Source organism: Pseudomonas sp. MHK4 (assembly GCF_054600775.1).
On sequence record NZ_BAAIAK010000001.1, the window covers coordinates 361,781 to 388,207 of the forward strand.

A 26,427-nucleotide genomic window follows, 5' to 3' on the forward strand; every position below is an offset into this window, starting at 1 on the left:
CTGAACTCAAGTGTGGGTAGTTTGGATAAAGAGATTGACCGGGAAATCCCCCAGCGCGGCGCTGATCATCAGCTCCCTGTTTTTTGTGACTGCGACGCTTGTAAAAAGTCCCTTGAGATTTTCCTCGTCAGTTGTGAACGGCAAACTGACCCGGGTGTCGCCCCACTGCGGCGCGTCCACCAGAGGCACGGCACTGTTTTCCAGCAGTGGCGCACAACGGATCGGCACGATGACGATGGCGCGATGACCCTCCCATTCACGAACAAATCCCAGCACCCGATTGGCCTGGCTGCCGATGACGTCGAGGGCCTGGTAAGTCCCGCGTCGAAACAGCTCGGCGTGCTCGGCCCGCAGGTTCAAAGTCTGCGCAATCAAGGCTTGCTTGATGCGCCCGTCGCGCCAATTCGCCAGCAGACCAGGCAGATGCTGCGGTTGCTGCAAGGCCTGTTGGCGGCTGGCGTAGTCCACCGGCCGGCGGTTGTCCGGATCGACCAGGCTGAAGTCCCAGAAGTCGGCGCCCTGATAGAGATCCGGCACCCCAGGCACGGTCATGCGCAGCAAGGTTTGCGCCAATCCGTTGAGGGCGCCGGGCAAGGCGATCGTGCGGGCTGCCTTGCCGAGGGCGGTGCGCAGCAGATCACCTTCCGGGCTCAGCAGCAGGCGCCGGGTAAAGCTTTCGGTGGCCTGTTCGTAAACCTCGTTCGGTGCGCTCCAGCTGCTCTGCAGCTTGGCTTCGCGCAGGGCTTTGCGTTGCCATCGGCTGATGCGTTGTGCGTAGTCCTCCAGGGCCGGCTGGTCGTCGCTGCGCAGGTCCAGCGGCCAGCTGCCGAGCAGTGCCTGATAGAGAATCAGCTCATCGCCGGCAGACGGCATCTGGTCATCGTCGCGCAACGGGCGGGCGAGGGCGCGCCACAGGCCGATCTGTTCGACATACCATTTACTGCGTTCACTCAACACTGCCAGGCGCGCGCGGGTGTCCTCGCCGCGCTTGTGATCGTGGGTTGCGGTGGCGAGCAGGTTGTCCGGGAAATTGGCCAGGCGCTGGGCACAGGCCCCATGAAAATCCGCCATCGGGGCGCTGAACTGTTCGGTGCTGAAGCCGACATCATTGCGCGACAGCAACACCGCCGAGCGATAGAACGCAGTGTCTTCCACGGCCTTCGCCGCGGCAGGAGACGTCAGTTGTTGAAAGCGCACGCAGGCATGCTTGAGCCGTTTGCGCAGGCGGCCGGCCGGGCGTTTTCGCCAGGCCTCGCCCCCCAGCCAACCCGCCAGGCACTCGAGCACCGGCCAGTCGGCTTCACCAAGGGTCTGGCGGGCACCCTCCATGGCTTGCTGGAAGAACACCTCGTCCTGGGTCGAACGCCCCAGGGCGCTGATGTAGGTGCGATACACCGAGAAATGCACGATCAGTTCCTGCAACGCGCGACGGATCGCCCCCAGCGTCAAGTCGCGGGTCATCAGGTCGTCCCGGGCCACTTGCAACAAGGCCTGGGCGACACTTTCGAAATCCCCGGCGAGGGAACCATTGAGAATCTGCTGGCGCGCCAGTTGTGCTTCCTGGCTGAAGTCAGCCGGGCGCTCGCTGTAGCGCTGCCAGAGTTCGCCCAGGATTTTTTCACCCTCGGGGTCGTGTTGCAGCAGCGACAACTGGTTCATGAATTCGTAGCCAGTCGTGCCGTCCACCGACCAGTCACGATGCAGGCTTTCGCCTTCGCCAAGGATCTTTTCCACATAAATCGGCAGGTGCCGACCCGGTGCCAGGCTGTCGACCCGCCGTCGCAGTTTGCGGCAGTAACCCCGCGGGTCGGCGAGGCCGTCGATGTGGTCGATGCGCAACCCGTCGACCAGCCCTTGCGCCACCAACTGGAAAATTTTCGCGTGGGTCGCCTCGAACACCGCGGGACGCTCGACGCGCAAACCACCCAGCTCGTTGACATCGAAAAAACGCCGCCAGTTGATGTCGTCCGCGGCGGTGCGCCAACTGGCGAGGCGGTAGCTCTGGCGTTCCAGCAAGTCGTGCAAGCGCTGGAAGCCTTCGCTGGTTTGCGAATCGTAGGCTTGCAGATTGTGTTCGATGGTTTGCAGCAGCGCCGGGTCGCTGGCCAGTTCGCGCAACTCGTCTTTCAACGCAATCGACAGACTGTAGGCGTCGGTCTGGTAACTCAAGGTGCTGAAGCGGTCCGCCAGGAGTTTGAGCGGCTCGGCATCGGCCTTGAGCAGTTCGCCGTAATGGCTGGGGCAGATCGGAAAGTGATGATCGTAATGCTCGACGTAAAACGCACCGCGCCGGGCATCGAAGCGCAGCGCCAGGGTGCCATCCTGCAAGGCGATGCCGTAGTCGCTGCCCAGGAACGGCAACAGCAACTGGCCCTCCATCAAGGGGTCGGGCGAGTGCCACTGGATATCGAAAAACTCGCCGTAGGGGCTCAGGCGTCCCCACTCCAGCAAGTCCAGCCACCAGGGATTATCGTTACCGCCGACCGCCATGTGGTTGGAGACGATATCGAGGATCAACCCCATGTTCTGCGCGCGCAGCGCACTGACCAGGCGGCGCAATGCCGGTTCACCGCCCAGCTGCGGGTTGACGCTGGTCGGGTCCACCACGTCATAGCCGTGCATGGAGCCGGCGCGGGCGCTCAGCAGCGGCGAGGCGTAGACATGACTGATGCCGAGGCGGGCAAAGTAGGGCACCAGTGGCACGGCGTCGTCGAGGGTGAAGGCTTTGTGAAATTGCAGTCGCAGGGTGGCGCGTAGTGGTTTGATATTGATTGGATTCATTGGTCACGCTCGGCCGCCTGAAGTCGCGCGCAGGCGAGCAGTTCCAGGCGGCGGGCGGCGTCCGGGCCGTCGAGCAGCGCTTCGCTATACCCGGGCAACCGTCGCGACCAGTTGGGGTGCGTATCGATGGTGCCGGGCAGGTTGGCCTGCTGTTCAATACCCAGCGCATCCTCCAGCGGCAACAGCACCAGCGGCGCGCGGGTGTGGCCGAGGAAACGCACACTGGCGTCGAGCACCTGGTCGGTTTCATGGGACTCTTCGCGAAAGTTCTGCGGGTCCTGGCTCAGGGTCCGACGCAGGCCTTCGCGCTCGCGCTCGCGATGTTGGCGCCACTCGATCTCAGCGCTGGCATCGACCAGGCCGAGGCGGGCGTTCCAGTCGATGTCACGGCCATGCCACCAGCCATTGAGCGTAGGCAGGTCGTGGGTGCTGGTGGTGGCCAGGGCGTTGTCCGGCCAGTCGAGGATCGGTTTGAAGTGAGTGTTGTCCTGTTCGAACAGCAACACGCGCATCCCGAGCATGGCGCGCGCGCTGAGTTTTTCCCGCAGACCGTCCGGCACCGTGCCCAGGTCTTCACCAAGCACAATGGCCTGATGGCGATGGGACTCAAGGGTCAACAGGCGCAGCAGGTCGTCCACCGGGTAATACAGGTAGGCGCCATCGGCTGGCGACGCGCCGTTGGGAATCACCCACAAGCGCTGCAGGCCCATCACATGGTCGATCCGCAGGCCCCCGGCGTGGGCGAAGTTGGCGCGGAGCATCTCGATGAACGCGCGAAAGCCGTTGCGCACCAGGCCCTCGGGGGAGAACGCGGAAATGCCCCAACCCTGGCCCGTGCGGTTGAGAATGTCCGGAGGCGCGCCAACGGTGAGGGAGGCGAGCAGTTCGTCCTGGCGACTCCAGGCCTGGCTGCCGCCGCCATCGGCACCGACGGCCAGGTCGGCAATCAGGCCAATGCCCATGCCGCTGCTGCGGGCGGCGGCTTGGGCGCGCTCCAGGCAGCGCGTGATCAGCCACTGGCAGAAGGCGAAGAAGCCGATGCGACCGGCATTCTCTTCGGCGAATTCAGCCAGGGCGGCGCTGCGCGGGTTGCGCCACTGCTCCGGCCACTCTCGCCAATCGAGGCTTTGGCCTTGGGCCAGTCGGCTCTCTTGAATGGCTTCGAAGCGGCAATGATTTTCCAGTGCTTCTCCCCCGGCATGGCGAAAACTGCTGAAGTCGGCGTGCAGCGGATGTTCGCCCTGCACGAAACCTTCGTACAGCGCCTGTAGCAGCCGATGCTTGGCTTCGGCGGCCGCCGGCCAGTTGATCAATGGCAGTTCTTCCAGGTGCTTGAGTTCGTCGGCCAGGCCCGTGGCATCGATCGCGGTGCGCATCGCGCGTTCACCGAGAATCGCCCCCGGCGCGCAATACAGGCTGTTGAGAAACAAACGGCTCGAAGGCGAATACGGGCTATAGCGATGGGTGTCGTTGGCGAACATGGCATGCAGCGGGCTGATCGCCAGCGCTTCGGCGCCGCGTTCGCCGGCCACTCGGGCCAGGTCTTCGAGCGCCTGGGTGTCGCCGAAACCGCCATCGCCAGCACGACGTAAACCGTACAGCTGCACGCTCAGGCCCCAAGTGCGCGGGATCGGGCTGTCCACCGCATCGCCCACGCTGTAGCAGCGGGCGGGGGCCACGGCCAGGGTGAAGCCTTGTCCATCGATGTCGACGTGTTGGTAACCGACCGGAATCAGTCCCGGCAGGACCGCCTCGGCATCCAGCTTGAGACTCAGGTGCGAGCCATCTTCGAGATGGACCTCGCAGGGTGTCAGCGGCTCGAAAAAGTGCGCCAGGTTAAGACCGACGCCGAAATCGGCGGTGATCAGCGGCGGCAGATACCGAGTTTGCTGGACCTGTTGCAATTCGAGCAGGCTGGCGTCGATTTCCTGGGCACTGCCGGCCGGGTGGCCGAGGCCGGTGAGCACGTTACGAAGCACTGCGGGTGCGACTTTTTGCGGGCGGCCATTGGCGTCGATCCAGTCGACCGCCAGGCCGGCGCGGGTGGCGAGGATTTCCAGTTGCGCATCACTCATTGGCGCTCTCCATCAAGGGGTAGCAAAGGGGCCGCGGCCGTGAGGCTGACAAGCGCGCAATACGGGGGCAGGGTGCCTTGGTCCAGCTGATGGCCGGACCCAGGCGGCTGTTCGAACAAGAAAGACGCATTGACCGGCGGCGTGTGGCTGACCGGTGTAGCGCTGAGGTTGAGGTCGATGCGCAAGAGGCTGCAATCGCCCAGGCGCCATGACGCGCTCACCGCACCAACACCCAACACCTCGGTACCCAGTGCGTGGGTGCCGGGCAGGTGCGGGATGATATGCCGATGACGGATTTGCAACAGTTGCCGATAGAGGTCATGCACCGCCGATGGCTCGGTGGACGCCAGGGCAGGGCGCGACGCTTCGAAGGTCTGTGGTGCGTTGGGGTCGGGAATCTGTTCACGCTTATGCGGGTCGGCAAAGGCGCTGAACGCGGCAAATTCATTGCGCCGTCCTTCGCGCACCAGCCGTGCCAGTTCACCGTGGTGACTGGTGAAAAACAGGAAGGGCTGTTCGGCAGCGAATTCGTCGCCCATGAACATCAGGGGGATCATCGGCGACAGCAGCAACAGCGCCGTCGCCGCTTTCAACGCTTCGGGGTGGGCCAGTCGATGCAGGCGCTCGCCAAAGGCGCGGTTGCCGATCTGGTCGTGGTTCTGCAAAAACAGCACGAACGCAGTGGGTGGCAAATGCCCGCTGGGCTCGCCGCGTGACTCGCCGTGGCGGTTGATGTGGCCCTGGAACACAAAACCCTGGCTCAGGCAGCGGGCCAGTTGTTCGGTGGGATCTTTTGCATAGTCGGCGTAGTAGGCATCGGTCTCGCCGGTCAGCAGTACGTGCAAGGCGTTGTGGCCGTCATCGTTCCACTGCGCGTCGTAGCCCTGTTCGAGCAGGCTGGCCTGGTTATGTTCGTTTTCCACCATCAGCCACACATGGCGCGCGGGATCGCTCTGCTCACGCACCCGTTGGGCCAGTTCCTGGAGAAAGTCAGGGTCTTCGATGGCGTGCACCGCGTCCAGGCGCAAGCCGTCAAAACGGTACTCCAGCAGCCACATCAAGGCGTTGTCGATGAAGAAGTCGCGCACCTCGCGCCGACGGAAATCGATGGCCGCTCCCCAGGGCGTGTGCCGGTCTTCCCGGAAGAAGCCCTTGGCGTAGCGATGCAGGTAATTGCCATCGGGGCCGAAGTGGTTGTAGACCACGTCGAGAATCACCGCCAGGCCAAGGCCATGGGCGGTGTCGATCAGGTGCTTGAGCTGTTCGGGAGTGCCGTAGGAAGCCTGGGGCGCATAGAGCAGCACCCCGTCGTAACCCCAATTGCGCTCGCCGGGAAACTGCGCGATCGGCATCAACTCGATCGCGGTGACCCCAAGCGTGACCAGATGCGCCAGGTGTTGCTCGACGCCCGCGAAGCCGCCCAGGGCACCCACGTGCAGCTCGTAGATCACCGCTTCGTTCCAGGGGCGTCCCAGCCAGGTGGTGTGCCGCCATGGATAGGCCAAGGGGTCGACCACCACGCTGTACTGGTCAATGTCCCCGGCCTGGGCGCGGGAAGCCGGATCGGGCACCTCCAGCTCGCCATCGATGTTGTAGCGGTAGCGCGTGCCCGCCGGGCAACGGGTGTTGATCACGAACCAGCCGTCGGCCTGGGGCAACAACGGCAAGGACTGTCCATTTTCCAGCTCGACACTGACGTAGAACGCATCGGGTGCCCACAACGCGAATCGCGTGTTTTGCGGGTCCAGTTTGATTGCGCCGTGGGGCCAGGTCTCAAGGGTCCGTAACGGCATCTCTAAAGCCTCTTACTGTTTGTGCGATTTCCCCAAAGCTTTGGCTACAAGCTGTTCGTAGAGTTCAGCGTAAGGTTCGACCGCCTTGCACCAGTTGAACGGTGCGGCCATGGCACGGCAACGCATGGCGTGCAGCAGGTCGGGGAAGGCGAAGACCTTGAATGCGCGGCTCAAGGCCTGCTGATAACTTTCCACGGTGGATTCATCGAACAGGAAACCCGTTACGCCGTCTTCAATGGTGTCCGCCAGGCCGCCGGTATTGCGCGCCACCGGCAACGAGCCAAAGCGCTGGGCGTACATCTGGCTCAGGCCGCAAGGTTCATAACGCGACGGCATCAAGAGGAAATCGCTGCCGGCAAACATGCGCCTCGCATCGGTTTCGTTAAAGCCAATGCGCACGCCGATCTGCCCGGGGAAACGCAGGGCCAGTTCGCGCATGGCCTGCTCTTCTTCCGGCTCGCCACGGCCAATGATCGCGATCTGGCCGCCGGACTTGACGATGTATTCGGAGACCGCCTCGGTCAGGTCCAGGCCTTTCTGGTAAACCAGGCGCGAGACCACGGCAAAGAGCGGGCCTTCGCTGTCCTGCAAGCCGAACAACTGGCGGACATGGGCGGCGTTGACCGCCTTGCCGTCCCAGTCGCCGATGTTGAAAGGGCAGAACAGGTGTGGGTCGGTGGCCGCATCCCAGCTTTCATCGATGCCGTTGGGAATGCCGCTGAGCAGGCCTTGCTGGGTCTTGGCGGCGAGAAAACCGTCGAGACCGCAGCCGAAGTCCGGGGTGGTGATTTCCTGGGCGTAGGTGGCACTGACCGTGGTGATGTGGCTCGAATACGCCATGCCGGCCTTGAGGAACGACATCTTGCCGTAGAACTCCATGCCTTCCTGTTGCAAGGCGTGGTGCGGAATGCCCAGTTCGGGGCAGGACCCCAGGCTCGTCACGCCCTGGTACGCCAGGTTGTGGATGGTGAACAGGGTAGGCGTGCGCTGCCCGCGCCAGTGCATATAGGCAGGGGCCAGGCCAGCCGGCCAGTCATGGGCGTGCACCAGGTCCGGGCACCAGTGGATTTGCGCGAGGTTGGCGGCGATGTCGGCGGCCGCCAGGCCCAGGCGGGCGAAACGAATATGGTTGTCCGGCCAGTCGCGGCCGTTGTTGGCGCCATAGGGCGAACCTTCGCGCTCGTAGAGCTCAGGGCAGATCAACACATAGATGACCAGACCGTCGGGCATGTCCATGCGCCCGATCTTGCACGGCGGGAGCGCCGCATGACCGCCAAGTTCACCGATGATGTGAATCGGGTTTTCACTGTGCAGCACCTGCGGATAACCCGGGATCAGTACCCGCACATCGTGCAGATGCGCCATGGCCCGCGGCAGAGCAGCGGAAACGTCGCCCAGGCCACCGGTTTTCACCAGGTCGGCAATCTCGGAGGTGACGAACAACACTTTCTTCTTGTTGGGATTCTGGCTGGCCACCGGTGTCAGCGTCCGGGTCCCGGTAACGCTGATCGGTTGCGCATTGGGAGCACTCACGGTGCTCGATTCGCCGACCTGCTGATGAGCCAGCTCTCCCTGAACATCCAAAGCCGCACTAATCATATGAATCTCCCGTGTTGTTGATCTAATTCTCAGGTCTGGCAAGCGGTGTTTCGTGGCCATGGGTGGCCGTGCGCATAAGCGCTACGCATCGGCGAGCAAGCGCTCCCCAAATGCACTGAAGCAGAATGGGTGAATTAGCCATTGCAAGGATTGCACCAGTCGTAACGCACCTACCTTTCACTCGACAGGCCACGCGGGACAAAAGTTTCGACTTTTTTTCCACTTTGTGACCAACCGGTCTCCCCCGGGGAAATCAGTCTAGGCCAGAACTTAGAGCGGTAAAGCACTGATGGCAAAATTGTTCGACAATCGGTTGATTTAGGTACGAACGTGCAGGATAGCGGTGCGATCGCACCGACGAAGTGCAGGTTTTTATGCGTTTTGGCCTCAAGAAGTCACCTGGCAGTCATATAACTGTGCGTAGCGTCGGAGTGCTTTTGCACCGTTATGGTGCGTGTCTCGGGTCCCGCTTTTGGCCGAACCACTGCCTTACCGCCAGCCTTGGTGCCTTGTTATAGTTCGGGCCTCTTTTTTTGCCCGGTAAAGGATCACTAGCATGTCTCAGTACACAGCGTTCAGCGTCGAACTGGTGGATAAGGTTGCCCATGTGCAGATCAATCGCCCGGAAAAGATCAACTCGATGAACGCTGCGTTCTGGACCGAGATCATCGAGATTTTCCAGTGGGTCGACGACACCGACGAAGTGCGGGTGGTGGTGATCAGTGGCGCCGGAAAGCACTTCTCCTCCGGCATCGACCTGATGATGCTGGCCGGCGTGGCCAATGAGCTGGGCAAGGACGTGGGGCGCAATGCGCGCCTGCTGCGGCGCAAGATCCTCAATCTGCAGGCTTCCTTCAATGCGGTCGACCATTGCCGTAAACCGGTGCTCGCGGCCATCCAGGGTTACTGCCTGGGCGGGGCCATCGACCTGATCGCCGCTTGCGACATGCGTTATGCCGCCGAAGATGCACAATTCTCGATCAAGGAAATCGACATCGGCATGGCCGCCGACGTCGGCACGCTGCAACGCTTGCCGCGAATCATCGGGGACGGCATGCTGCGTGAACTGGCTTACACTGGTCGCACCTTCGGCGCCATCGATGCGCGGGACATGGGTCTGGTCAATCGCGTCTACAGCGATACCGCCAGCCTGCTCGACGGCGTCATGGGCATTGCCCGGGAGATTGCGAGCAAGTCGCCGATTGCCGTGACTGGCACCAAGGAGATGATCAGCTACATGCGCGATCATCGCATCGACGACGGCCTGGAATACGTCGCCACTTGGAACGCCGCCATGCTGCAATCCACCGATCTGCGCGTGGCCATGGCCGCCCATATGAGCAAACAGAAACCCGAATTTCTGGATTGATTGAAAATGACTCCACGCTGGACCACGGCAGTACTGGACACCGACCAACCCGGCGGCTGGGCGGTAGCGCGCAGCCCTGAAGGCTTCTTGTTCGATGACAACGGCGCACTGTTCCCGCGCGAATGGCTCAAGCGCCAGGACCTGGCGATACTCGCCGAGCATGGCATCGGCCATCTGGATGGCGAGCCCGTCTATTTGCTGGAGTTGCGTGCGTCCGGCGATGTGCCGGGCTGCGGCTGGAAAGGCTTGCGGGCGTTCATGCTCGAGGGCGATCACACGTTGTTCAAGGTACTGGGCTACGCCGCGCAAATCGGCACCTGGGCTCGCGAGCACCGTTTTTGCGGCAACTGCGGCCAGGCCATGAGCCAGGTGCCGCGCGAGCGGGCGATGTATTGCCAGCCCTGTGATTTACGCAGCTATCCGCGGATTTCCCCGAGCATGATCGTGCTGGTGACCCGTGGCGATGAAGTGCTGCTGGCCCGCTCGCCGCGTTTTGTCGCCGGGGTCTACAGCACGTTGGCGGGGTTCGCCGAGCCTGGGGAATCGGCGGAGGATTGCCTGATTCGCGAGGTGCGTGAAGAAGTGCGCATCGAAGTGAAGAACATCCAGTACCTGGGCAGCCAGTGCTGGCCGTTCCCGCACTCGATGATGCTCGGCTTCCATGCCGAATACGCCGGTGGCGAGATCGTCTGCCAGGAGGACGAGATCGAAGACGCCCAGTGGTTCAACGTTCGCGACTTGCCGCCGTTGCCGGCGTCACGCTCGATTGCCCGTTACCTGATCGACGTCTACGTGGCGCGCCGCTTAGGCCACGCTGAACCAGTGTTGCCAGGCTAGCCGTACGGTCAAGCCCAGCACCACGGTGATGAACACCGGACGAATGAACTTCGCGCCGCCGCTGATGGCGGTGCGAGCGCCGAAGAACGCCCCGACCATCACCGACAGGCCCATGCTCAGGCCGATGATCCAGTCCACTTGCCCGGAAAACACGAACACCGACAGCGCCGCAATGTTGCTGACGAAGTTCATGCTGCGCGCCACGCCGCTGGCCTTGACCAGATCGATGGGGTACATCAACAGGCTGCTGACGGTCCAGAACGCCCCGGTGCCGGGACCGGCCACGCCATCGTAGAAACCCAGGGTGAAGCCTTGGGTCGACTGCCACTTTTTCCTGATCGGTGCGTCGCTGTCCAGCGGCGCTTTCGGCGTGCCGCCAAACAATAGATAGAGGCCACAGGCAAACACGATCACCGGCAGCATCTTGTTCAGCCATTCCGCCGGCAGGTAATGCGCGACCACGGCGCCGGTCAGCGCGCCGACCAGGGTGCCCACGATGGCGTGCATCCACTGCCTGGGGTGGAACAACTTGCGGCGGTAGAAGGTGAAGCTGGCAGTGGCCGAGCCAAAGGTCGAACTGAGTTTGTTGGTGCCCAGCACCAGGTGCGGCGGCAGGCCAGCAGTCAGCAAGGCCGGGGTGGTCAACAGCCCGCCACCGCCGGCGATGGCGTCGATGAAACCGGCAATGAAAGCGACAAAGGCCAGGATGGCCAGGGTGGTGAGGTCAACGCTGAGTTCGAAAGGCATGGATTCGGCTTAATCGGCGGGGGCAGCAAAGGGCTGCGAGGAAGGCGCGATATCTTACCTATATCCAGCTCCTGCGGCGACCGCACTGATGCAACCCACTGTCGGAGCTGCCGCAGGGATCGGGTTCAGATTTTGCCCTCGGGCCCGTTGCCGATCCAGAAATCGTTGTCTCTGCCTGGGGTGATTGCACGGTCCATGCCCTGACGTGTCAGCCAGGATTTGCGGGGGCGTGTGGAGATCGATTTGGCTTGAACTGTTGTTGTACCAACAGTGCGGCAGCAAATTGCCCCTCAATCCGCCAAATCATTGTAGGAGCGAGCTTGCTCGCGATGGTCGTTAACGGTGACGCGTGTTGACTGGCAAAACGCGGCGTTCTTGAGCCCATCGCGAGCAAGCTCGCTCCTGCAGAGGGCGGCGATGGGTTCGAATCTGGCGCTGGCACGCTTGCTGCTCTACCCCAAGGACACTCCCAATGTCCCGAGGACACGCCAATGAGTCAGCAAGCCGTCAAATTCGCCTACTGGGTGCCGAACGTCAGCGGAGGGCTGGTGGTCAGCAAGATCGAGCAACGGACCCACTGGGGCATCGACTACAACCGCAAACTGGCACAACTGGCCGAAGAGGCGGGGTTTGAATATGCGCTGACACAGATTCGCTTCACGGCCGGTTACGGCGCCGAATACCAGCATGAGTCCGTCTCCTTCAGCCATGCCTTGCTCGCCGCCACGAGCAAACTGAAAGTCATCGCCGCGATCCTGCCGGGCCCATGGCAACCGGCCCTGGCGGCCAAGCAACTGGCGACCATCGATCAACTGAGCAACGGCCGGGTGGCGGTCAACATCGTCAGTGGCTGGTTCAAGGGTGAGTTCCAGGCCATTGGCGAGCACTGGCTGGAGCATGACGAGCGCTATCGTCGTTCCGAAGAATTCATTCGCTCGCTCAAAGGCGTCTGGACCGAAGACAACTTCACCTTCCGTGGCGATTTCTATCGTTTCGACAACTACAGCCTCAAACCCAAACCACTGGGCCGGCCGGAAATCTTCCAGGGCGGCAGTTCCCGTGCGGCGCGGGACATGGCCGCGCGGGTGTCGGACTGGTACTTCACCAATGGCAATACCCCGGAAGGCATCAAGGCCCAGGTCGACGACATTCGCGCCAAGGCCGCGCTGAACAATCATTCGGTGAAGGTCGGCGTAAACGCCTTTGTCATCGCCCGCGATACCGAGGAGGAAGCCCGGGCGGTGCTGGCGCAAATCATCGAAGAGGCCGATCCAGAGGCGGTGAATGCCTTTGGCGATGCGGCGAAACAGGCGGGCAGGGCCTCACCCGAAGGCGAAGGCAACTGGGCCAAGTCGACGTTCGAGGACCTGGTGCAGTACAACGACGGTTTCAAGACCAACTTGATCGGCACGCCGCAGCAAATCGCCGAACGCATCGTCGCGTTGAAAGCGGTGGGTGTCGACCTGGTGCTGGCGGGGTTCCTGCACTTTCAGGAAGAGGTGGAGTATTTCGGCAAGCGGGTGTTGCCGTTGGTGCGCGAGTTGGAGGCCAAGGCGCTGAGCAAGCAGACCGCCGCGGTCGCCTGACCACACAACCACCTGTAGGAGCGAGCATGCTCGCGATGGACCTGAGAGCACCTTGGGGTGTCAGGTGCCCAGCGTCATCGTTGACGACCATCGCGAGCATGCTCGCTCCTACAGGGGGGGGCGGCTCTTACAGGCCGAGGTCCGACAGGCTCGGGTGATCGTCAGGTCGACGACCCAGCGGCCAGTGGAACTTGCGCTCGCTTTCCTTGATTGGCATGTCGTTGATGCAAGCGAAACGGCGGGCCATCAGGCCGTCCTCGTTGAATTCCCAGTTTTCATTGCCGTAGGAGCGGAACCAGTTGCCCGAATCGTCGTGCCATTCATAGGCATAGCGCACGGCGATGCGGTTGTCGGTAAAGGCCCAGAGTTCCTTGATCAGGCGATAGTCCAGTTCCTTGGCCCATTTGCGCGTCAGGAAGGCCTTGGCTTCTTCACGGTTGTTGGCAAACTCGGCGCGGTTGCGCCATTTAGTGTCCAGGGTATAGGCCAGCGATACACGTTCCGGATCGCGGGAGTTCCAGCCATCTTCGGCCAGGCGAATTTTTTCGATGGCCGATTCACGGGTGAAGGGCGGCAATGGCGGACGAATTTCGGCGTTAGACATTTCATGTCTCCCTGGCAAGTTAAGGTTCAAACAAGTTGTCGGTACTTGTTCGGGTACTTACAGATCCAATAACTTTCGCGCCATGCATTGCGCATTATCGGCTGCACTGTGATCACCCATTACAAGCGCCACGGTAATGGCCCCGTCGATCAGGATCAGCAGCTGCTTGGCCAGCGTTTGCGGATCCTTGGCGCCATGTTCGGTACACAGCTCGCACACGTAGTCGAGCAGCTTCTGTTTGTGCTCCCTGGCGACCAGGCGAACCGGGTCCTGAGGATCGCCGGTTTCGCCGCTGGTGTTGATGAATGCGCAACCGCGAAAACCTTCGCAGGCGAACCAGGTCTTGAGCACGTTAAACAGGTTGAGCAGACGGTCGGCCGGGGTAGCGGCCTGGTCGACTGAGCTTCTGTACCAGTGCATCCAGCGTTCGTCCCGGCGTTGCAGGGCGGCGACCACCAGCTCCTCCTTGTTCGCGAAGTAACGGTAGATACTCTTTCTGGAGACACCGGCGGTTTTCACCAGGAGATCCATGCCGGTGGCGGCAATGCCACTTTTGTAGATCAACTTTTCGGTGACGTCCAGGATGATGTCGCGTGTCTCGTTGCTGGTGATTTCGTTCATGTTGCAAACAGTAGAACGGTCGTTCTCCTTGGTCAATCGTTATTTTGCATCGTTCGTGGAATCGTCATCGCTGGCAAGCCAGCTCCTACAGGGGAATGCGATCACCTGTAGGAGCTGGCTTGCCAGCGATGGGGCCTTTACAGACACCAACAAGACCCAAACCCACCCCATGGTGTAAGCTCTCAAACTCTTCGGATTCGACCCATTGCGAGCCCTATGCCGTCGCTTTTCAAACGCTCCCTGCTGCCCAAACTGCGCAGTTTTCCGCTGACCGCCGATGCCGTCACCATCCTCTCTGGCGCCGCCGAGTTCCGACGTTGCCTGCTGGAAAAAATCGCCAGCGCCACCCAGCGCATCTATATCGTTGCGCTGTACCTGCAACAGGACGAGGCCGGCCAGGAAATTCTCGATGCCTTGCACGCGGCCAAACTGGCGCGTCCGGAACTGGACGTGGTGGTGGTCGTTGACTGGCTGCGCGCCCAGCGCGGGCTGATCGGTGCCGGCAAGCAGCCGGGCAACTCGGCCTGGTATCAGGAAACGACCCGCACCCGTGAAAGTGTCGTGCCGGTGTATGGCGTACCGGTGCAGACCCGCGAGTTGTTCGGCGTGCTGCACCTGAAGGGCTTTGTCATCGATGACTGCGTGATCTACAGCGGTGCGAGCCTGAACAACGTCTACCTGCACCAGTTCGACAAGTACCGTTACGACCGTTACCACCTGCTGCATAATCGCGCCCTGGCCGACTCCATGCATCACCTGGTGCAACATGGCCTGGTGGCTTCCAAGGCGGTGCATCGCCTGGACCTGCCAAACCTGCCGACCACCCGCAGCCTGCGCAACGACATCGGCGACCTGCGCAGCCGTCTCAAGCACGCGGCCTACGACACTACCCAAGGCACTACGGATAAAGGCGGATTGTCGGTCAGCCCGCTACTGGGCGTGGGCAAGAACAACCCGTTGAGCCGGGTGATCATCGAGCTGATTGCCAGCGCCCGGCATCAGCTGACCATCTGCACGCCGTACTTCAACCTGCCATTGGCGGTGACCCGGGAGATCAACCGGGCGCTGGCCAGGGGTGTGAAGATCGACATCGTGGTCGGTGACAAGACCGCCAACGATTTCTACATCCCGCCGAGCGAACCGTTCAAGGTGATTTCGGCGCTGCCGTATCTGTACGAGATCAGCCTGCGCCGCTTTGCCAAGCGGCATCAGCGCAACATCGACAGCGGCCAGTTGAACCTGCACCTGTGGAAGGACGGCGACAACACCTATCACCTCAAGGGCATGTGGGTCGATCAGCGCTACACCTTGCTGACCGGCAACAACCTCAACCCCCGCGCGTTTCGTCTCGACCTGGAAAACGCCTTGCTGATCGACGATCCGCGAAACGAATTGCTGGAGCCGCGGCGCACCGAGCTGGCGCAGATTTTCCAGCACACCCGGCGCATCGAGCGCTACCAGGACCTGCAAACCCTGCCGGATTACCCGGCGGGGGTGGCGAAGTTTCTCAAGCGGGTGAGCAGGGTGAGGGTTGAGCGGTTGCTCTACCGCATCCTTTAAAACTTCAGCGCGGCCACTGACGCCATCGCTGGCAAGCCAGCTCCTACAGGGGCTAATGTCGATCACGTAATCATGCGTCGACTTAAAAACCTGTAGGAGCTGGCTTGCCAGCGATGAGGCCCGCGCAGGCGCTGCAAAATACTCAGTTCAACCCAAGCTTGCCCCGCAACGTCGACAAATCCTCAGCCAACGTATTCACCGGCCCAACCAGCGCCTTGCGATCGTTCTCCTTCACCTTGTCGTAAGTCTCGAAACCGCCATCCCGGGTTTTGTACTTCGCCAGGATCTTGTCCACCGTGGCGAAGTTCTTGTCGACCTTGGCGACGAATGCCGCGTCCTGTTTCTCGATCTGCGACCGGAACAGGTCGACGATTTTCTTCGCCCCGTCGATATTGCCCTGGAAGTCATACAGGTCGGTGTGGCTGTAACGGTCTTCCTCACCGGAGATCTTTGTCGCGGCGACTTCTTCCAGCAGGGCCGCGGCCCCGCCGACGACTTTCTCCGGCGGGAAGGTCAGGCCGGCGACGCGGGTTTGCAGGTCTTCGACGTTTTTGTTCAAGCCATCGGCGAGCTCATCCAGGCCCTGGGCGCTGTTTTGCGAGAACAGCGAATACTCGATGCGGTGGAAGCCGGTAAAATCTTCGGCCGTCACGCCTTTTTCATGGTCATCGACCCGGGAGTCGATCGAGGCATCGAGGTCACTGAACAATTCGGCGATCGGCTCGATCGACTCGTAGTAGACGCGCGTCGGGGCGTAGAGTTTTTTCGCGGTCGCCAGGTCGCCTTTTTTCACCGCATCAGTGAACTGCTTCGTGTGGCTGGCCAGTTCGTCCAGTTGCTCGGTGACGTAGATCTTGTAGTCGGAAATCGGCTGCACCAACTCCAGCGGCGCCGTTGCCGCGAATGCCGAAAGCGGGGAATTGAGCAAGCCTAGGGTCAGCAATAACGCGAGTGGCGACTTTTTCATGGGACGGTTCCGTCGGGTTGTGGTGGTCAGATTGTTGTTTTCGGATTTGTCGCTTCAAGCAGCGAGCGGCCAAGGAAATCCTGGTCGCCCGTCACACCCGGGAGGGTGAAGAAGTACCCGCCGCCGACCGGCTTGAGGTATTCCTCCAGCGGTTCGCCATTGAGTCGGGTTTGCACGGTGATAAAGCCTTTTTCCAGGTCGGCCTGGTAACAGATGAAGAGCAAACCCATGTCGAGCTGCCCGTTCTTGTTCACGCCGTTGGAGTAGTTGAACGGTCGGCGCAGGATCAGGTTGGCCTGGCTCGCGGCAGTGCGAGGGTTGGCCAGGCGGATATGCGCGTCGAGCCGGGTCAGCTTGCCGTGCGGGTCTTTGCCATAGTCCGGGACTTGCGATTCATGCTGACCGCCCATGGGCGCGCCGCTGGCTTTGACACGGCCGAGAATGCTTTCCTGTTCCTGCAGCGGTGTGCGGTCCCAGCGTTCGACGAAGTTGCGGATGATCCGCACCGCCTGATAGCTGCCATTGGCCGTCCAGGCCGGTTCGTCGCTGCCGGGCCGAACCCAGACGATGCTGTCCATGGTCTGGGCGTTATTGGAATCGGGGTTGGCCGAACCGTCGCGAAAACCCAGGAAGTTGCGCGCGCTCTGTGCCGGCATGCCCGGTTTGGCCGGAGCTTGGGGCGGTACGCTGCCTTCCTGCTTCCAGCGCACCAGGAGCAAGTCTGGCAGGTTCTTCACGATATCGCGCAGGGCGTGGATGTTGGTGTCGGTGGTGTTGGCGCAGAACTGGATGCTCAAGTCGCCGTGGCAGCAATCGGGTTCCAGGGCATCGTTGGGGAAGCCGATCATTCGGCTCAAGCGCTTGGGTTTGAAGGCGCTCAGGCCGAAACGCTCGTCGAACAGGGATTCGCCCACTGACACTGTAATGGTCAGGTTATCCGGCGTGACCACCGGCCCCAGGATCCCTGAATCCACCGGCGGCAATTTCGGATCGACCTGGGTCACCGGGCCGCCCTTCATCAAAAACGCGATGCGTTGGTTCAGGGTGCGAAACAGCCGCTCCAGGTCCTCGCGATCGCTGGCCAGCACATCAAAGGCCACCAGCATGCCGGACGCCGGGCGTGGCGTGACGATGCCGCTCTGGCGCTTGCCATGGAAATCGTGGCGGTCCCGGGTGCGCTCGCTACTCGGCGCCTCAGTCACTTGCGCGGGACTGGCGGCCATGGCCGGGCAGCTCAATGCCGAACCTGCCAGTGCAACACCGGCGGCGCCCATGCCCATCAGCACGCGGCGGCGCTGAAGGTTCAATTGCTCCAAATCGTTCATCTGAAAGTCGTCTTCTGCTTACAGGCCGGAAAGGCCAAGGGCGGGATCTATTGCATCGAGCGCGGCGGCCAGTGCCTTGGCCTTGTCGGCGACCTGCTGGCGTTGCCCGGTGCTGACGCTGTCGTAGCTGGCATAACCGCCGTCGACCTTGAATCCGTCGAGTTCGGCATCGAAGTCGGCCAGGGCGGTGTCGATGTTCGCCAGCAGTGGCGCGGCGGATTTGCCCAGCAATGGGCGTAGCAGCTCGACCACCTTGCGGCTGGCGTCCAGGTTGCCGGCGAAGCCATTGAGGTCGCTGTGGCTGTAGCGCTCCTCTTCGCCCGTGTTGGCGCGCACCTGGGCGATGTTGTCGAGATTGCGCACCACGATGCTCACCAGTTGCTCCGGCGCCAGGGATTGGGCCAGCAACTGTTGCTTGAGCGTGGTTACGTCCGTCAGCAGGTGCTGGGCGAGCGGTGCCAGGCCGTCGAGGTTGCGTTGCTGGAACAAGGCATATTCGAGGCGATGGAAGCCCACGAACTCCGGGTCCTGTTCCCGTTTCTCGAAGTAGTCGGCCCGGGCGTTGATCGTATTGTCCAGCTGACCCAGGCGTTGCGCGGCGGGCGCCACACGCTGATAAGCGGCGCGGGCCGGCAGGTACAGCGCCTGCGCCTGGCCGAGGTCGCCGGCTGCGATGGCTTGCTCAAGGGCCGTGACCGCCTTGATCAGCGTCGAGCCCTGGCTGCTCAGGTACACGCGGTACTCCGACAGCGGTCCGACAAAAGCCAGCAGGGCAGGCCCGGCCTTGGCGGCTGCATCGGACGCCGCCGTCGGGGTGACGTGCAGCGTGCCGCGCGGGTTGCTCAGCAGGCCGCAGGTGATGGTGTAATCACCGGGCAGCAGGTTGGCGTTGATCACCTGGCTCAGCCCGGGCGCGATGTTTTCCCGTTCCTCGATCACCAGCACGCCGTCGAGGATTTCCCATTCGACGGCGCGATCGGAGCGGTTGACGATGCGAAAACTGGCGCGCCCGGCCGGCACCGTCAGGGCGTTCGGCTCGCAGCTGTGGCCGGCAATGGTCACCAGCACCTGGTCATGGCTGGCCTGGCGTTCGCGCTTGGCCGCGGCCAATTGCGCGGCATAGTAGAACAGGCCGCCGGCGGCGATCATCACGATCACCGAACCGGCCACCGCCCAGCGCAAGGCTCGGGGTGGGGACGCCTGGGGTGGGGATTGATCTGGCATGGTTGCCCTTACTGACTGGAAGCGGGGGAATGGCTAACCCTGTAGGAGCGAGCTTGCTCGCGAAAAACCATTGGGCGCCGCTGGAAATCTGGTTTGGCGCGTTATCGTTCACGACCATCGCGAGCAAGCTCGCTCCTACAGGGGCGCGGTGCAGGCATGAAGAACATGACCGCCGCCACCAGCAGATAAATCAGATAGGCGCCGAGGGTGCTGACGGTCGGAGCGTCCTGGTAACCAAACATCCCGGCCAGCACCGAACCCAGCGGGCCGTCCATCGGCAGCGTGGCGCTGAGGTCGAAGAGCACGGTCTGCCAGTGATTCCACAGCCCGGCCTCATGCAGCGCCTGCACCGAGTTGGCCAGGATTCCCGCCGCCACCACCAGGATGAACAGGCCGGTCCAGCGGAAAAATGCACCGAGATTGAGGCGCATGCTGCCGCTGTAGATCAGGAAACCGACGACGATGGCCAACACCAGGCCGAGCAGGGCGCCCAATGGTGCAGCCGGACCTTCGCTTTGCTGGAACACCGCGAGCAGGAAAAACACCGTCTCCAGGCCTTCGCGGGCCACGGCGAAAAACACCATGGCGATCAGCGCGATCACCTGGTTCCGGGAGCCGGTCAGCGCGTTATCGAGGGAAACGTGCAGCGAGTGCTTGATCGAACGCGCCACCTTGCGCATCCAGAACACCATGGAACTGAGAATGCCGACCGCGACCAGGCCGACCACGCCTTCAAACAGTTCCTGCTGCTTCTGCGGAAACTCGGCGCTGACCAGCTCCAGGCCACCGCCCACCAACAGCGCAAGGGCGGCCGCGAGGAACACCCCGACCCACACCGCGGGCATCCATTGGCCGCGGCCGGTCTGCTTGAGGTAACTGGCGATAATGCCAACGATCAGGGCGGCTTCAATGCCTTCACGCAGCATGATCAGAAAGGGAACGAGCATTCAGCACCGTGGGAATTAGATAGGGTGCTAAGTTGTAACATAATGACACTCATTCCCATATGGGAGTGATTGACAATAACCTGAACCTAAGCTGAACGATCTTGAAGATCTTCACGCTGGAGGTGGAGCCTTGAGTGTTGCATCAGGTTTTAGGCGCCGATCTGTAGGAGCGAGCTTGCTCGCGATGGTCGCCAACGATAGCGCGTGCTGCCTGGATGGACGCGTTACCCGGACGATCATCGCGAGCAAGCTCGCTCCTACAGGGTTTAGGTGCAGCTTGATCAGCCGTTACGATGCCGCAAACTACGCTCCATCCGCGCGATCCCTTCCTCGAGCAACGACCGCGGGCAACCGAAGTTCAGGCGTACGAACTGTTGGCAGTCGTCGCCGAAATCCAGGCCGGGGCTCAGGCCGACCTTGGCTTGTTCGAGGAAGAACTGTTGCGGGTTGTCCAGCCCCAGCGCCGAGCAATCGAGCCAGGCCAGGTAGGTGCTTTGCGGCACGTTGATGGTGATGCCGGGCAAACGGCTGCGCACGGCGTCGACCAGGTAATCGCGGTTTGCTTGCAGGTAGTCTTTCAACGCGGCCAGCCACGGCGCGGCCTCGCTGTAGGCGACGCGGGTGGCTTCCATGCCCAGCGGGTTGACGCTGTCGACCATGCCGCAGCGGGCATGATTGACCTTCTCGCGCAGGTGGCGGTCCTGGATGATCATGAACGAGGTTTTCAGGCCGGCGATGTTGTAGGCCTTGCTGGCCGACATCAGCGTGATGGTGCGCTGGGCGATTTGCGGGCTCAGGGATGCCATCGGCAGGTGCTGGCGGCCGTCAAAGCACAACTCGGCGTGGATCTCATCGGAAATGATCCAGGCCTCGTTGGCCAGGCAGATGTCGGCAATGGCTTGCAGTTCTCCCCGGCCGAAGGCTTTGCCCAACGGGTTGTGCGGGTTGCTCAGCAGCAGCGCGCCGCCGCCTTGCAGGGATTCGCTCAAGGTTGCCAGTGGCGTGGCGTAGGTGCCGTCAGGCTGCGGGTCGAAGTTCAGCTCGACCTTGTTCAGGCCCCAATGGCCCGGCGCATGACGCAGCGGCGGGTAGTTCGGCACTTGCACGACCACGTTCTGTGCCGGCTGTACCAGCGCCTTGAGCGCCATGTTGAAACCCGACTCGACGCCCGGCAGGAAGATCAGCTCCTGGGGCTCGACGCGCCAGGCGTACTTGTTCCACAAATCATTAACGATGGCTTCGCGCAAGTCGTCCTTGGCCATGCTGTAGCCGAGCAGCGGGTGTTCCAGGCGCTTTTGCAAGGCCTGGACGATCATCAAAGGCGCGGCGAAATCCATGTCGGCGACCCACATCGGCAGCACGTCGGCCGGGTAGCGGCTCCACTTGGTGCTGCCCGTGTCGTGGCGATCGAACACCTGATCAAAATCGAAAGTCATGCGCAAATCTCGTAAAGGCCGGTTAATCATGGTGGCCATGATAAGCGCCAATCCCTGTGGGAGCGAGCCTGCTCGCGATGAGGCCGGTGAAGTCAGCATTGATGTTGCCTGAACCACCGCTATCGCGAGCAGGCTCGCGCCCACAGGAGAACGGGGGGTCAGGGCCGACGGTCGGTTCTCATGGTGAATTCGACAGCCTTGTCTAAAATTCAAGAGTCGGTAGCCAGACTGCCGCCACCGTGATTGTCCAGAAAAATCCGCCAAAGCAGCGGATTTCCACCTGATCAGGAGTGCACGATGGACCTCAGCCGTCGTCAGTTCTTCAAGGTCGCCGGTATCGGCCTTGCGGGCTCGAGCCTGGGCGCGTTGGGCATGGCCCCGACTGCCGCTTTCGCCGAGCAGGTGCGCCACTTCAAGCTCGCCCACACCCATGAAACCCGTAACACCTGCCCGTATTGCTCGGTCGGTTGCGGGTTGATCATGTACAGCCAGGGCGATACCGCCAAGAACGTTGCGCAAAACATCATTCACATCGAAGGTGACGCGGACCATCCGGTCAACCGCGGCACCCTGTGCCCCAAAGGCGCAGGCCTGCTGGACTTCATTCACAGCCCCGGCCGCCTGCAATACCCGCAGGTGCGCAAGCCCGGCAGCAGCGAGTGGACGCGCATCTCGTGGGATGAAGCGCTCGATCGCATCGCCGACCTGATGAAGGCCGACCGCGATGCCAACTTCATCGAGAAGAATGCCCAGGGCCAGACGGTCAATCGCTGGCTGACCACCGGTTTCCTCGCGGCGTCGGCGGCGTCCAACGAAGCGGGCTACATCACCCACAAGGTGGTGCGCAGCCTCGGCATGCTGGGGTTCGATAACCAGGCGCGTGTCTGACACGGCCCGACGGTGGCAAGTCTTGCCCCGACATACGGCCGTGGTGCCATGACCAATACCTGGACCGATATCGCCAATGCGAACCTGGTCCTGGTGATGGGCGGCAACGCAGCGGAAGCGCATCCATGCGGCTTCAAGTGGGTGACGGAAGCCAAGGCGCACAACAAGGCGCGGTTGATCGTGGTCGACCCACGGTTCACCCGGACGGCCTCGGTGGCCGATTATTACGCGCCGATCCGCACCGGTACCGACATCGCCTTCATGGGCGGGCTGATCAATTACCTGCTGACCGAGGACAAGATCCAGCACGAGTACGTGCGCAACTACACCGACGTGTCATTCATCGTCAAAGCCGGCTATGGCTTCGAGGACGGGATTTTCAGCGGCTACGACGCGGCCAAGCGTACGTACACCGACAAGTCCGGCTGGGGCTATGAACTCGGTGAAGACGGTTTTGCCAAAGTCGACCCGACCTTGCAGGACCCGCGCTGCGTCTATCAACTGATGAAGCAGCACTACAGCCGCTATAACATCGAGCTGGCGAGCCAGATATGTGGCATGCCGGTGGATGCCATGCAGAAAATCTGGGAGGAGATCGCCACTTGCTCGACGCCGGGCAAGACCATGACCATCCTCTATGCACTGGGTTGGACACAGCACTCGATTGGCGCGCAGATCATCCGCAGCGCGGCCATGGTGCAACTGTTGCTGGGCAACGTCGGCATGCCGGGCGGGGGTGTGAATGCCTTGCGCGGGCACTCCAACATCCAGGGCCTGACCGACCTGGGCCTGCTGTCCAACGCGCTACCGGGTTACCTCACGTTGCCTGGCGATGCCGAGCAGGACTACACCGCCTACATCGTCAAGCGCACGCAGAAACCGCTGCGGCCAGGGCAATTGTCCTACTGGCAGAACTACAGCAAATTCCACGTCAGCCTGATGAAAGCCTGGTACGGCGCCAACGCCACGCTGGAAAACAACTGGGCCTACGACTACCTGCCGAAACTGGACATTCCCAACTACGACATCCTCAAGGTGTTCGACCTGATGGGCCAGGGCAAGGTCAACGGCTACATGTGCCAGGGCTTCAACCCGATTGCGGCGTTGCCGGACAAGAACCGCGTGATGGCCGCGTTGGCCAAGCTCAAATGGCTGGTGGTGATGGACCCGCTGGCCACCGAAACCTCGCAGTTCTGGCAAAAGGTCGGGCCGTACAACGACGTCAACAGCGCCGACATCCAGACCGAAGTGATTCGCCTGCCCACCACCTGCTTTGCCGAGGAAGACGGTTCGCTGGTCAACAGCAGTCGCTGGTTGCAATGGCACTGGAAGGGTGCCGACGGCCCTGGGGAGGCATACACCGACATCCGCATCATGAGCGAGCTGTTCCTGCGCCTGCGCCAGCGCTATCAGGCCGATGGCGGCGCCTATCCCGACCCGCTGCTCAAACTGTCGTGGCCGTACAAGGTCCCGGACGAACCGTCACCGGAAGAACTGGCCAAGGAGGTCAACGGCTACGCCGTCACCGACTTCACCGACGCCACGGGGGCGCTGATCAAGGGCAATGCGCAACTGGCCGGGTTCGGCCAGCTCAAGGACGACGGCGGCACGGCGTCCGGTTGCTGGATTTTCTGCGGCAGCTGGACCGAAACCGGCAACCAGATGGCCCGGCGCGACAACAACGACCCCTATGGCATGCACCAGCACCAGGGCTGGGCCTGGGCCTGGCCGGCGAACCGGCGGATTCTCTACAACCGCGCTTCGGCCGACCCGCAAGGCAAGCCCTGGGACGAGAAAAAGCGTCTGGTGTGGTGGAACGGCAAAGCCTGGGCCGGCACCGATGTGCCGGACTTCAAGGCTGACGTGGCGCCGGAAGCCGGGATGAACCCGTTTATCATGAACCCCGAAGGCGTGGCGCGGTTCTTCGCCGTCGACAAGATGAACGAGGGACCATTCCCCGAGCACTACGAGCCGTTCGAGACGCCGATCGGCATCAACCCGCTGCACCCGCAGAACAAGAAGGCCACCAGCAACCCGGCGGCGCGGATCTTCGATTCGGTGTGGGACTCCCTGGGCGTGGCCAAGGACTACCCGTACGCCGCCACCAGCTACCGGCTGACCGAGCATTTCCACTTCTGGAGCAAGCACTGCAAGCTCAACGCGATTGCCCAGCCCGAGCAGTTCGTCGAAATCGGCGAAGTGCTGGCAAGGGAAAAAGGCATCGTCGCAGGCGATCGGGTGCGGGTCAGCAGCAAGCGGGGCTTCATCGAGGCGGTGGCGGTGGTGACCAAGCGCATTCGTCCGCTGCAGGTCAACAATCAGGTGGTGCACCAGATCGGTATCCCGTTGCACTGGGGGTTCACCGGGCTCACGCGCCACGGCTACCTGACCAACACCCTGGTGCCGTTCCTCGGCGATGGCAACACCCAGACCCCGGAATCCAAGTCATTTTTGGTCAACGTGGAGAAAGTCTAAATGGCCAGCCAAGACATCATTGCCCGCTCGGCCACCACCACCGTGCCCTCATCGGTGCGCAACCAGGAGGAAGTCGCCAAGCTGATCGACACCACCAAGTGCATTGGCTGCAAGGCCTGCCAGGTCGCCTGCTCGGAATGGAACGAGCTGCGCGACGAGGTCGGCCATAACCTCGGCACCTACGACAACCCCCAGGACCTCACCGCAGAAACCTGGACCCTGATGCGCTTCACCGAGCACGAGACCGACGCCGGCAACCTCGAATGGCTGATCCGCAAGGATGGCTGCATGCACTGCGCCGAGCCCGGTTGCCTGGCCGCGTGCCCCAGCCCCGGGGCGATTATCAAGCACGCCAATGGCATCGTCGATTTCAACCAGGATCACTGCATTGGCTGCGGCTACTGCATCACCGGTTGCCCGTTCAACATTCCGCGCATCTCGCAGAAGGACCACAAGGCCTACAAATGCACCCTGTGCTCGGACCGGGTGGCGGTGGGGCTGGAGCCTGCCTGCGTGAAAACCTGTCCGACCGGCGCCATCGTGTTCGGCTCCAAGCAGGACATGAAGGAACACGCCGCCGAGCGCATCGTCGACCTCAAGAGTCGTGGCTTCGACAACGCCGGCCTGTACGACCCTGCCGGCGTCGGCGGCACTCACGTGATGTATGTGTTGCACCATGCCGACACGCCCAGGCTGTACGCCGGCCTGCCGAGCGATCCAGTGATCAGCCCGTTGGTGGGTCTGTGGAAAGGCGTGAGCAAACCATTGGGCCTGCTGGCCATGGGACTGGCGGTACTGGCCGGATTTTTCCATTACGTACGCGTCGGTCCGCAGGTGGTCGAAGAGGATGAACTGCCGCCGCCCGGCGATCCGGCAGTCCATGAAGTCGATCCGTCGGTGCACACCTATGATCCGAAGCGGGAGGACAGGCCATGATCCGCAAACAGATCCTGCGCTATACCGCCAACCAGCGCACCAACCACTGGCTGGTGGCGATCCTGTTTTTCATGGCGGGGCTGTCCGGGCTCGCGCTGTTTCATCCGGCACTGTTCTGGCTGAGCAACCTGTTTGGTGGCGGGCCATGGACGCGCATCCTGCACCCGTTCATGGGCGTGGTGATGTTCGTGTTGTTCCTCGGGTTGGTGGTGCAGTTCTGGCGCGCCAACTACTTCATCAGCAACGATCGCCTGTGGCTGCGGCGCATCGACCGGGTGATGAAAAATCAGGAGGAGGGCGTACCCCCGATCGGCAAGTACAACCCTGGGCAAAAGCTGTTGTTCTGGACGTTGCTGCTGTGCATGTTGGCACTGCTGTTCACCGGTTTGGTGATCTGGCGCGCGTATTTCAGCGAGTACTTCGGCATCACCACGATTCGCTGGGCGATGCTGCTGCACGCGTTGGCCGGTTTCGTGCTGATCCTGAGCATCATCGTGCACATCTACGCTGGCATCTGGATCAAGGGCTCGGTCAGCGCCATGCTGCACGGCTGGGTCAGCCGCGCCTGGGCGAAAAAACACCACGAACTCTGGTACCGCGAGGTGACCCGCGACGAGCGTCCGCGTCGCGACCCACCGCTGAGCAAAAAAGGATAAC

Annotated in this window: 19 protein-coding genes; 7 read left to right on the top strand and 12 right to left on the bottom strand. The window is 62.1% G+C overall.

From position 1 onward, the window contains the following. Positions 1 to 6 precede the first annotated feature (6 nt). Genes ACYP2Q_RS01595 through glgA form a run of 4 tightly spaced genes read right to left on the bottom strand, consistent with a single transcriptional unit; the run spans position 7 to position 8,248 of the window. Positions 7 to 2,781: a malto-oligosyltrehalose synthase gene (locus ACYP2Q_RS01595; RefSeq protein WP_459728840.1), complete on the bottom strand. Its 2,775-nt coding sequence runs from the start codon at positions 2,779 to 2,781 to the stop codon at positions 7 to 9. Beyond that, a complete protein-coding gene (gene malQ, locus ACYP2Q_RS01600; RefSeq protein WP_459728841.1) occupies positions 2,778 to 4,856 on the bottom strand; it encodes a 4-alpha-glucanotransferase in 2,079 nt (692 codons plus the stop codon). Before malQ ends, ACYP2Q_RS01595 begins: the two co-directional genes overlap by 4 nt. Then, positions 4,853 to 6,649, bottom strand: coding sequence for a malto-oligosyltrehalose trehalohydrolase (gene treZ / locus ACYP2Q_RS01605; RefSeq protein ID WP_459728842.1), 1,797 nt, complete (start codon positions 6,647 to 6,649; stop codon positions 4,853 to 4,855). The genes malQ and treZ overlap by 4 nt, the downstream gene beginning before the upstream one ends. A gap of 12 nt (positions 6,650 to 6,661) precedes the next feature. Beyond that, positions 6,662 to 8,248 carry a glycogen synthase GlgA gene (gene glgA / locus ACYP2Q_RS01610; RefSeq protein WP_459728843.1) on the bottom strand — a complete coding sequence of 529 codons (1,587 nt, stop codon included), beginning with the start codon at positions 8,246 to 8,248 and terminating at the stop codon, positions 6,662 to 6,664. Positions 8,249 to 8,804: 556 nt separating this feature from the next. Between glgA and ACYP2Q_RS01615 the strand changes: the two genes are divergently transcribed. Together ACYP2Q_RS01615 and nudC are read left to right on the top strand one after the other, a co-directional pair. After that, the gene (locus ACYP2Q_RS01615) at positions 8,805 to 9,617 is read left to right on the top strand and encodes a crotonase/enoyl-CoA hydratase family protein (RefSeq protein ID WP_459728844.1); all 813 of its coding nucleotides are present in this window, start codon (positions 8,805 to 8,807) and stop codon (positions 9,615 to 9,617) included. 6 nt (positions 9,618 to 9,623) lie between these two features. Then, positions 9,624 to 10,454 carry an NAD(+) diphosphatase gene (gene nudC, locus ACYP2Q_RS01620; RefSeq protein ID WP_459728845.1) on the top strand — a complete coding sequence of 277 codons (831 nt, stop codon included), beginning with the start codon at positions 9,624 to 9,626 and terminating at the stop codon, positions 10,452 to 10,454. Here the strand turns inward: nudC and ACYP2Q_RS01625 are convergent. Next, positions 10,422 to 11,201, bottom strand: a complete 780-nt coding sequence (locus ACYP2Q_RS01625; protein ID WP_166620961.1) for a TSUP family transporter — start codon at positions 11,199 to 11,201, stop codon at positions 10,422 to 10,424. The genes nudC and ACYP2Q_RS01625 overlap by 33 nt on opposite strands. 491 nt (positions 11,202 to 11,692) lie before the next feature. Here ACYP2Q_RS01625 and sfnG point away from each other — a divergent pair, with 491 nt between their 5' ends. After that, the gene (gene sfnG, locus ACYP2Q_RS01630; RefSeq protein ID WP_459728846.1) at positions 11,693 to 12,787 is read left to right on the top strand and encodes a dimethylsulfone monooxygenase SfnG; all 1,095 of its coding nucleotides are present in this window, start codon (positions 11,693 to 11,695) and stop codon (positions 12,785 to 12,787) included. Positions 12,788 to 12,914: 127 nt separating this feature from the next. On the opposite strand, the gene ACYP2Q_RS01635 is transcribed toward sfnG, so the two are convergent. Both ACYP2Q_RS01635 and ACYP2Q_RS01640 read right to left on the bottom strand, forming a co-directional pair. Next, the gene (locus tag ACYP2Q_RS01635) at positions 12,915 to 13,391 is read right to left on the bottom strand and encodes a nuclear transport factor 2 family protein (protein WP_459728847.1); all 477 of its coding nucleotides are present in this window, start codon (positions 13,389 to 13,391) and stop codon (positions 12,915 to 12,917) included. A gap of 57 nt (positions 13,392 to 13,448) precedes the next feature. After that, a complete protein-coding gene (locus tag ACYP2Q_RS01640; RefSeq protein ID WP_459728848.1) occupies positions 13,449 to 14,012 on the bottom strand; it encodes a TetR/AcrR family transcriptional regulator in 564 nt (187 codons plus the stop codon). Positions 14,013 to 14,228: 216 nt separating this feature from the next. On the opposite strand from ACYP2Q_RS01640, the gene pssA reads away from it, so the two are divergent. Further along, on the top strand, positions 14,229 to 15,572 hold the full coding sequence (gene pssA, locus ACYP2Q_RS01645) for a CDP-diacylglycerol--serine O-phosphatidyltransferase (protein WP_459728849.1): 1,344 nt from the start codon (positions 14,229 to 14,231) through the stop codon (positions 15,570 to 15,572). A 142-nt stretch (positions 15,573 to 15,714) separates the two neighbouring features. On the opposite strand, the gene efeO (ACYP2Q_RS01650) is transcribed toward pssA, so the two are convergent. The 5 genes from efeO (ACYP2Q_RS01650) to ACYP2Q_RS01670 form a co-directional block, all read right to left on the bottom strand. Continuing rightward, the gene (efeO, locus tag ACYP2Q_RS01650) at positions 15,715 to 16,539 is read right to left on the bottom strand and encodes an iron uptake system protein EfeO (RefSeq protein WP_459728850.1); all 825 of its coding nucleotides are present in this window, start codon (positions 16,537 to 16,539) and stop codon (positions 15,715 to 15,717) included. Between the two features lie 26 nt (positions 16,540 to 16,565). Next, on the bottom strand, positions 16,566 to 17,864 hold the full coding sequence (gene efeB / locus ACYP2Q_RS01655) for an iron uptake transporter deferrochelatase/peroxidase subunit (protein WP_459728851.1): 1,299 nt from the start codon (positions 17,862 to 17,864) through the stop codon (positions 16,566 to 16,568). An 18-nt stretch (positions 17,865 to 17,882) separates the two neighbouring features. Continuing rightward, the gene (gene efeO / locus ACYP2Q_RS01660) at positions 17,883 to 19,088 is read right to left on the bottom strand and encodes an iron uptake system protein EfeO (RefSeq protein WP_459728852.1); all 1,206 of its coding nucleotides are present in this window, start codon (positions 19,086 to 19,088) and stop codon (positions 17,883 to 17,885) included. Between the two features lie 101 nt (positions 19,089 to 19,189). After that, positions 19,190 to 20,035, bottom strand: a complete 846-nt coding sequence (efeU, locus tag ACYP2Q_RS01665; RefSeq protein ID WP_459728854.1) for an iron uptake transporter permease EfeU — start codon at positions 20,033 to 20,035, stop codon at positions 19,190 to 19,192. Positions 20,036 to 20,316: 281 nt separating this feature from the next. Next, on the bottom strand, positions 20,317 to 21,471 hold the full coding sequence (locus ACYP2Q_RS01670; protein ID WP_459728855.1) for a MalY/PatB family protein: 1,155 nt from the start codon (positions 21,469 to 21,471) through the stop codon (positions 20,317 to 20,319). Positions 21,472 to 21,768: 297 nt separating this feature from the next. Here ACYP2Q_RS01670 and fdnG point away from each other — a divergent pair, with 297 nt between their 5' ends. The 3 genes from fdnG to ACYP2Q_RS01685 are packed head-to-tail and all read left to right on the top strand — an operon-like array spanning position 21,769 to position 26,426. Then, a complete protein-coding gene (gene fdnG / locus ACYP2Q_RS01675; protein WP_459728856.1) occupies positions 21,769 to 24,834 on the top strand; it encodes a formate dehydrogenase-N subunit alpha in 3,066 nt (1,021 codons plus the stop codon). Further along, positions 24,835 to 25,770 carry a formate dehydrogenase subunit beta gene (gene fdxH, locus ACYP2Q_RS01680; RefSeq protein ID WP_459728857.1) on the top strand — a complete coding sequence of 312 codons (936 nt, stop codon included), beginning with the start codon at positions 24,835 to 24,837 and terminating at the stop codon, positions 25,768 to 25,770. It begins immediately after the preceding gene. Continuing rightward, positions 25,767 to 26,426: a formate dehydrogenase subunit gamma gene (locus ACYP2Q_RS01685; protein WP_459728858.1), complete on the top strand. Its 660-nt coding sequence runs from the start codon at positions 25,767 to 25,769 to the stop codon at positions 26,424 to 26,426. Before fdxH ends, ACYP2Q_RS01685 begins: the two co-directional genes overlap by 4 nt. Position 26,427: the final 1 nt, after the last annotated feature.

Excerpts from the sequence above, each read along its gene's own strand:
- glgA (WP_459728843.1), bottom strand. The coding sequence starts at position 8,248 with ATGATTAGTGCGGCTTTGGATGTTCAGGGAGAGCTGGCTCATCAGCAG.
- treZ (WP_459728842.1), bottom strand. The coding sequence starts at position 6,649 with ATGCCGTTACGGACCCTTGAGACCTGGCCCCACGGCGCAATCAAACTG.
- ACYP2Q_RS01615 (WP_459728844.1), top strand. The coding sequence starts at position 8,805 with ATGTCTCAGTACACAGCGTTCAGCGTCGAACTGGTGGATAAGGTTGCC.
- pssA (WP_459728849.1), top strand. The coding sequence starts at position 14,229 with ATGCCGTCGCTTTTCAAACGCTCCCTGCTGCCCAAACTGCGCAGTTTT.
- sfnG (WP_459728846.1), top strand. The coding sequence starts at position 11,693 with ATGAGTCAGCAAGCCGTCAAATTCGCCTACTGGGTGCCGAACGTCAGC.
- efeO (WP_459728852.1), bottom strand. The coding sequence starts at position 19,088 with ATGCCAGATCAATCCCCACCCCAGGCGTCCCCACCCCGAGCCTTGCGC.
- efeO (WP_459728850.1), bottom strand. The coding sequence starts at position 16,539 with ATGAAAAAGTCGCCACTCGCGTTATTGCTGACCCTAGGCTTGCTCAAT.
- nudC (WP_459728845.1), top strand. The coding sequence starts at position 9,624 with ATGACTCCACGCTGGACCACGGCAGTACTGGACACCGACCAACCCGGC.
- efeU (WP_459728854.1), bottom strand. The coding sequence starts at position 20,035 with ATGCTCGTTCCCTTTCTGATCATGCTGCGTGAAGGCATTGAAGCCGCC.
- ACYP2Q_RS01625 (WP_166620961.1), bottom strand. The coding sequence starts at position 11,201 with ATGCCTTTCGAACTCAGCGTTGACCTCACCACCCTGGCCATCCTGGCC.
- ACYP2Q_RS01635 (WP_459728847.1), bottom strand. The coding sequence starts at position 13,391 with ATGTCTAACGCCGAAATTCGTCCGCCATTGCCGCCCTTCACCCGTGAA.
- ACYP2Q_RS01685 (WP_459728858.1), top strand. The coding sequence starts at position 25,767 with ATGATCCGCAAACAGATCCTGCGCTATACCGCCAACCAGCGCACCAAC.
- ACYP2Q_RS01595 (WP_459728840.1), bottom strand. The coding sequence starts at position 2,781 with ATGAATCCAATCAATATCAAACCACTACGCGCCACCCTGCGACTGCAA.
- efeB (WP_459728851.1), bottom strand. The coding sequence starts at position 17,864 with ATGAACGATTTGGAGCAATTGAACCTTCAGCGCCGCCGCGTGCTGATG.
- ACYP2Q_RS01670 (WP_459728855.1), bottom strand. The coding sequence starts at position 21,471 with ATGACTTTCGATTTTGATCAGGTGTTCGATCGCCACGACACGGGCAGC.
- malQ (WP_459728841.1), bottom strand. The coding sequence starts at position 4,856 with ATGAGTGATGCGCAACTGGAAATCCTCGCCACCCGCGCCGGCCTGGCG.
- fdxH (WP_459728857.1), top strand. The coding sequence starts at position 24,835 with ATGGCCAGCCAAGACATCATTGCCCGCTCGGCCACCACCACCGTGCCC.
- ACYP2Q_RS01640 (WP_459728848.1), bottom strand. The coding sequence starts at position 14,012 with ATGAACGAAATCACCAGCAACGAGACACGCGACATCATCCTGGACGTC.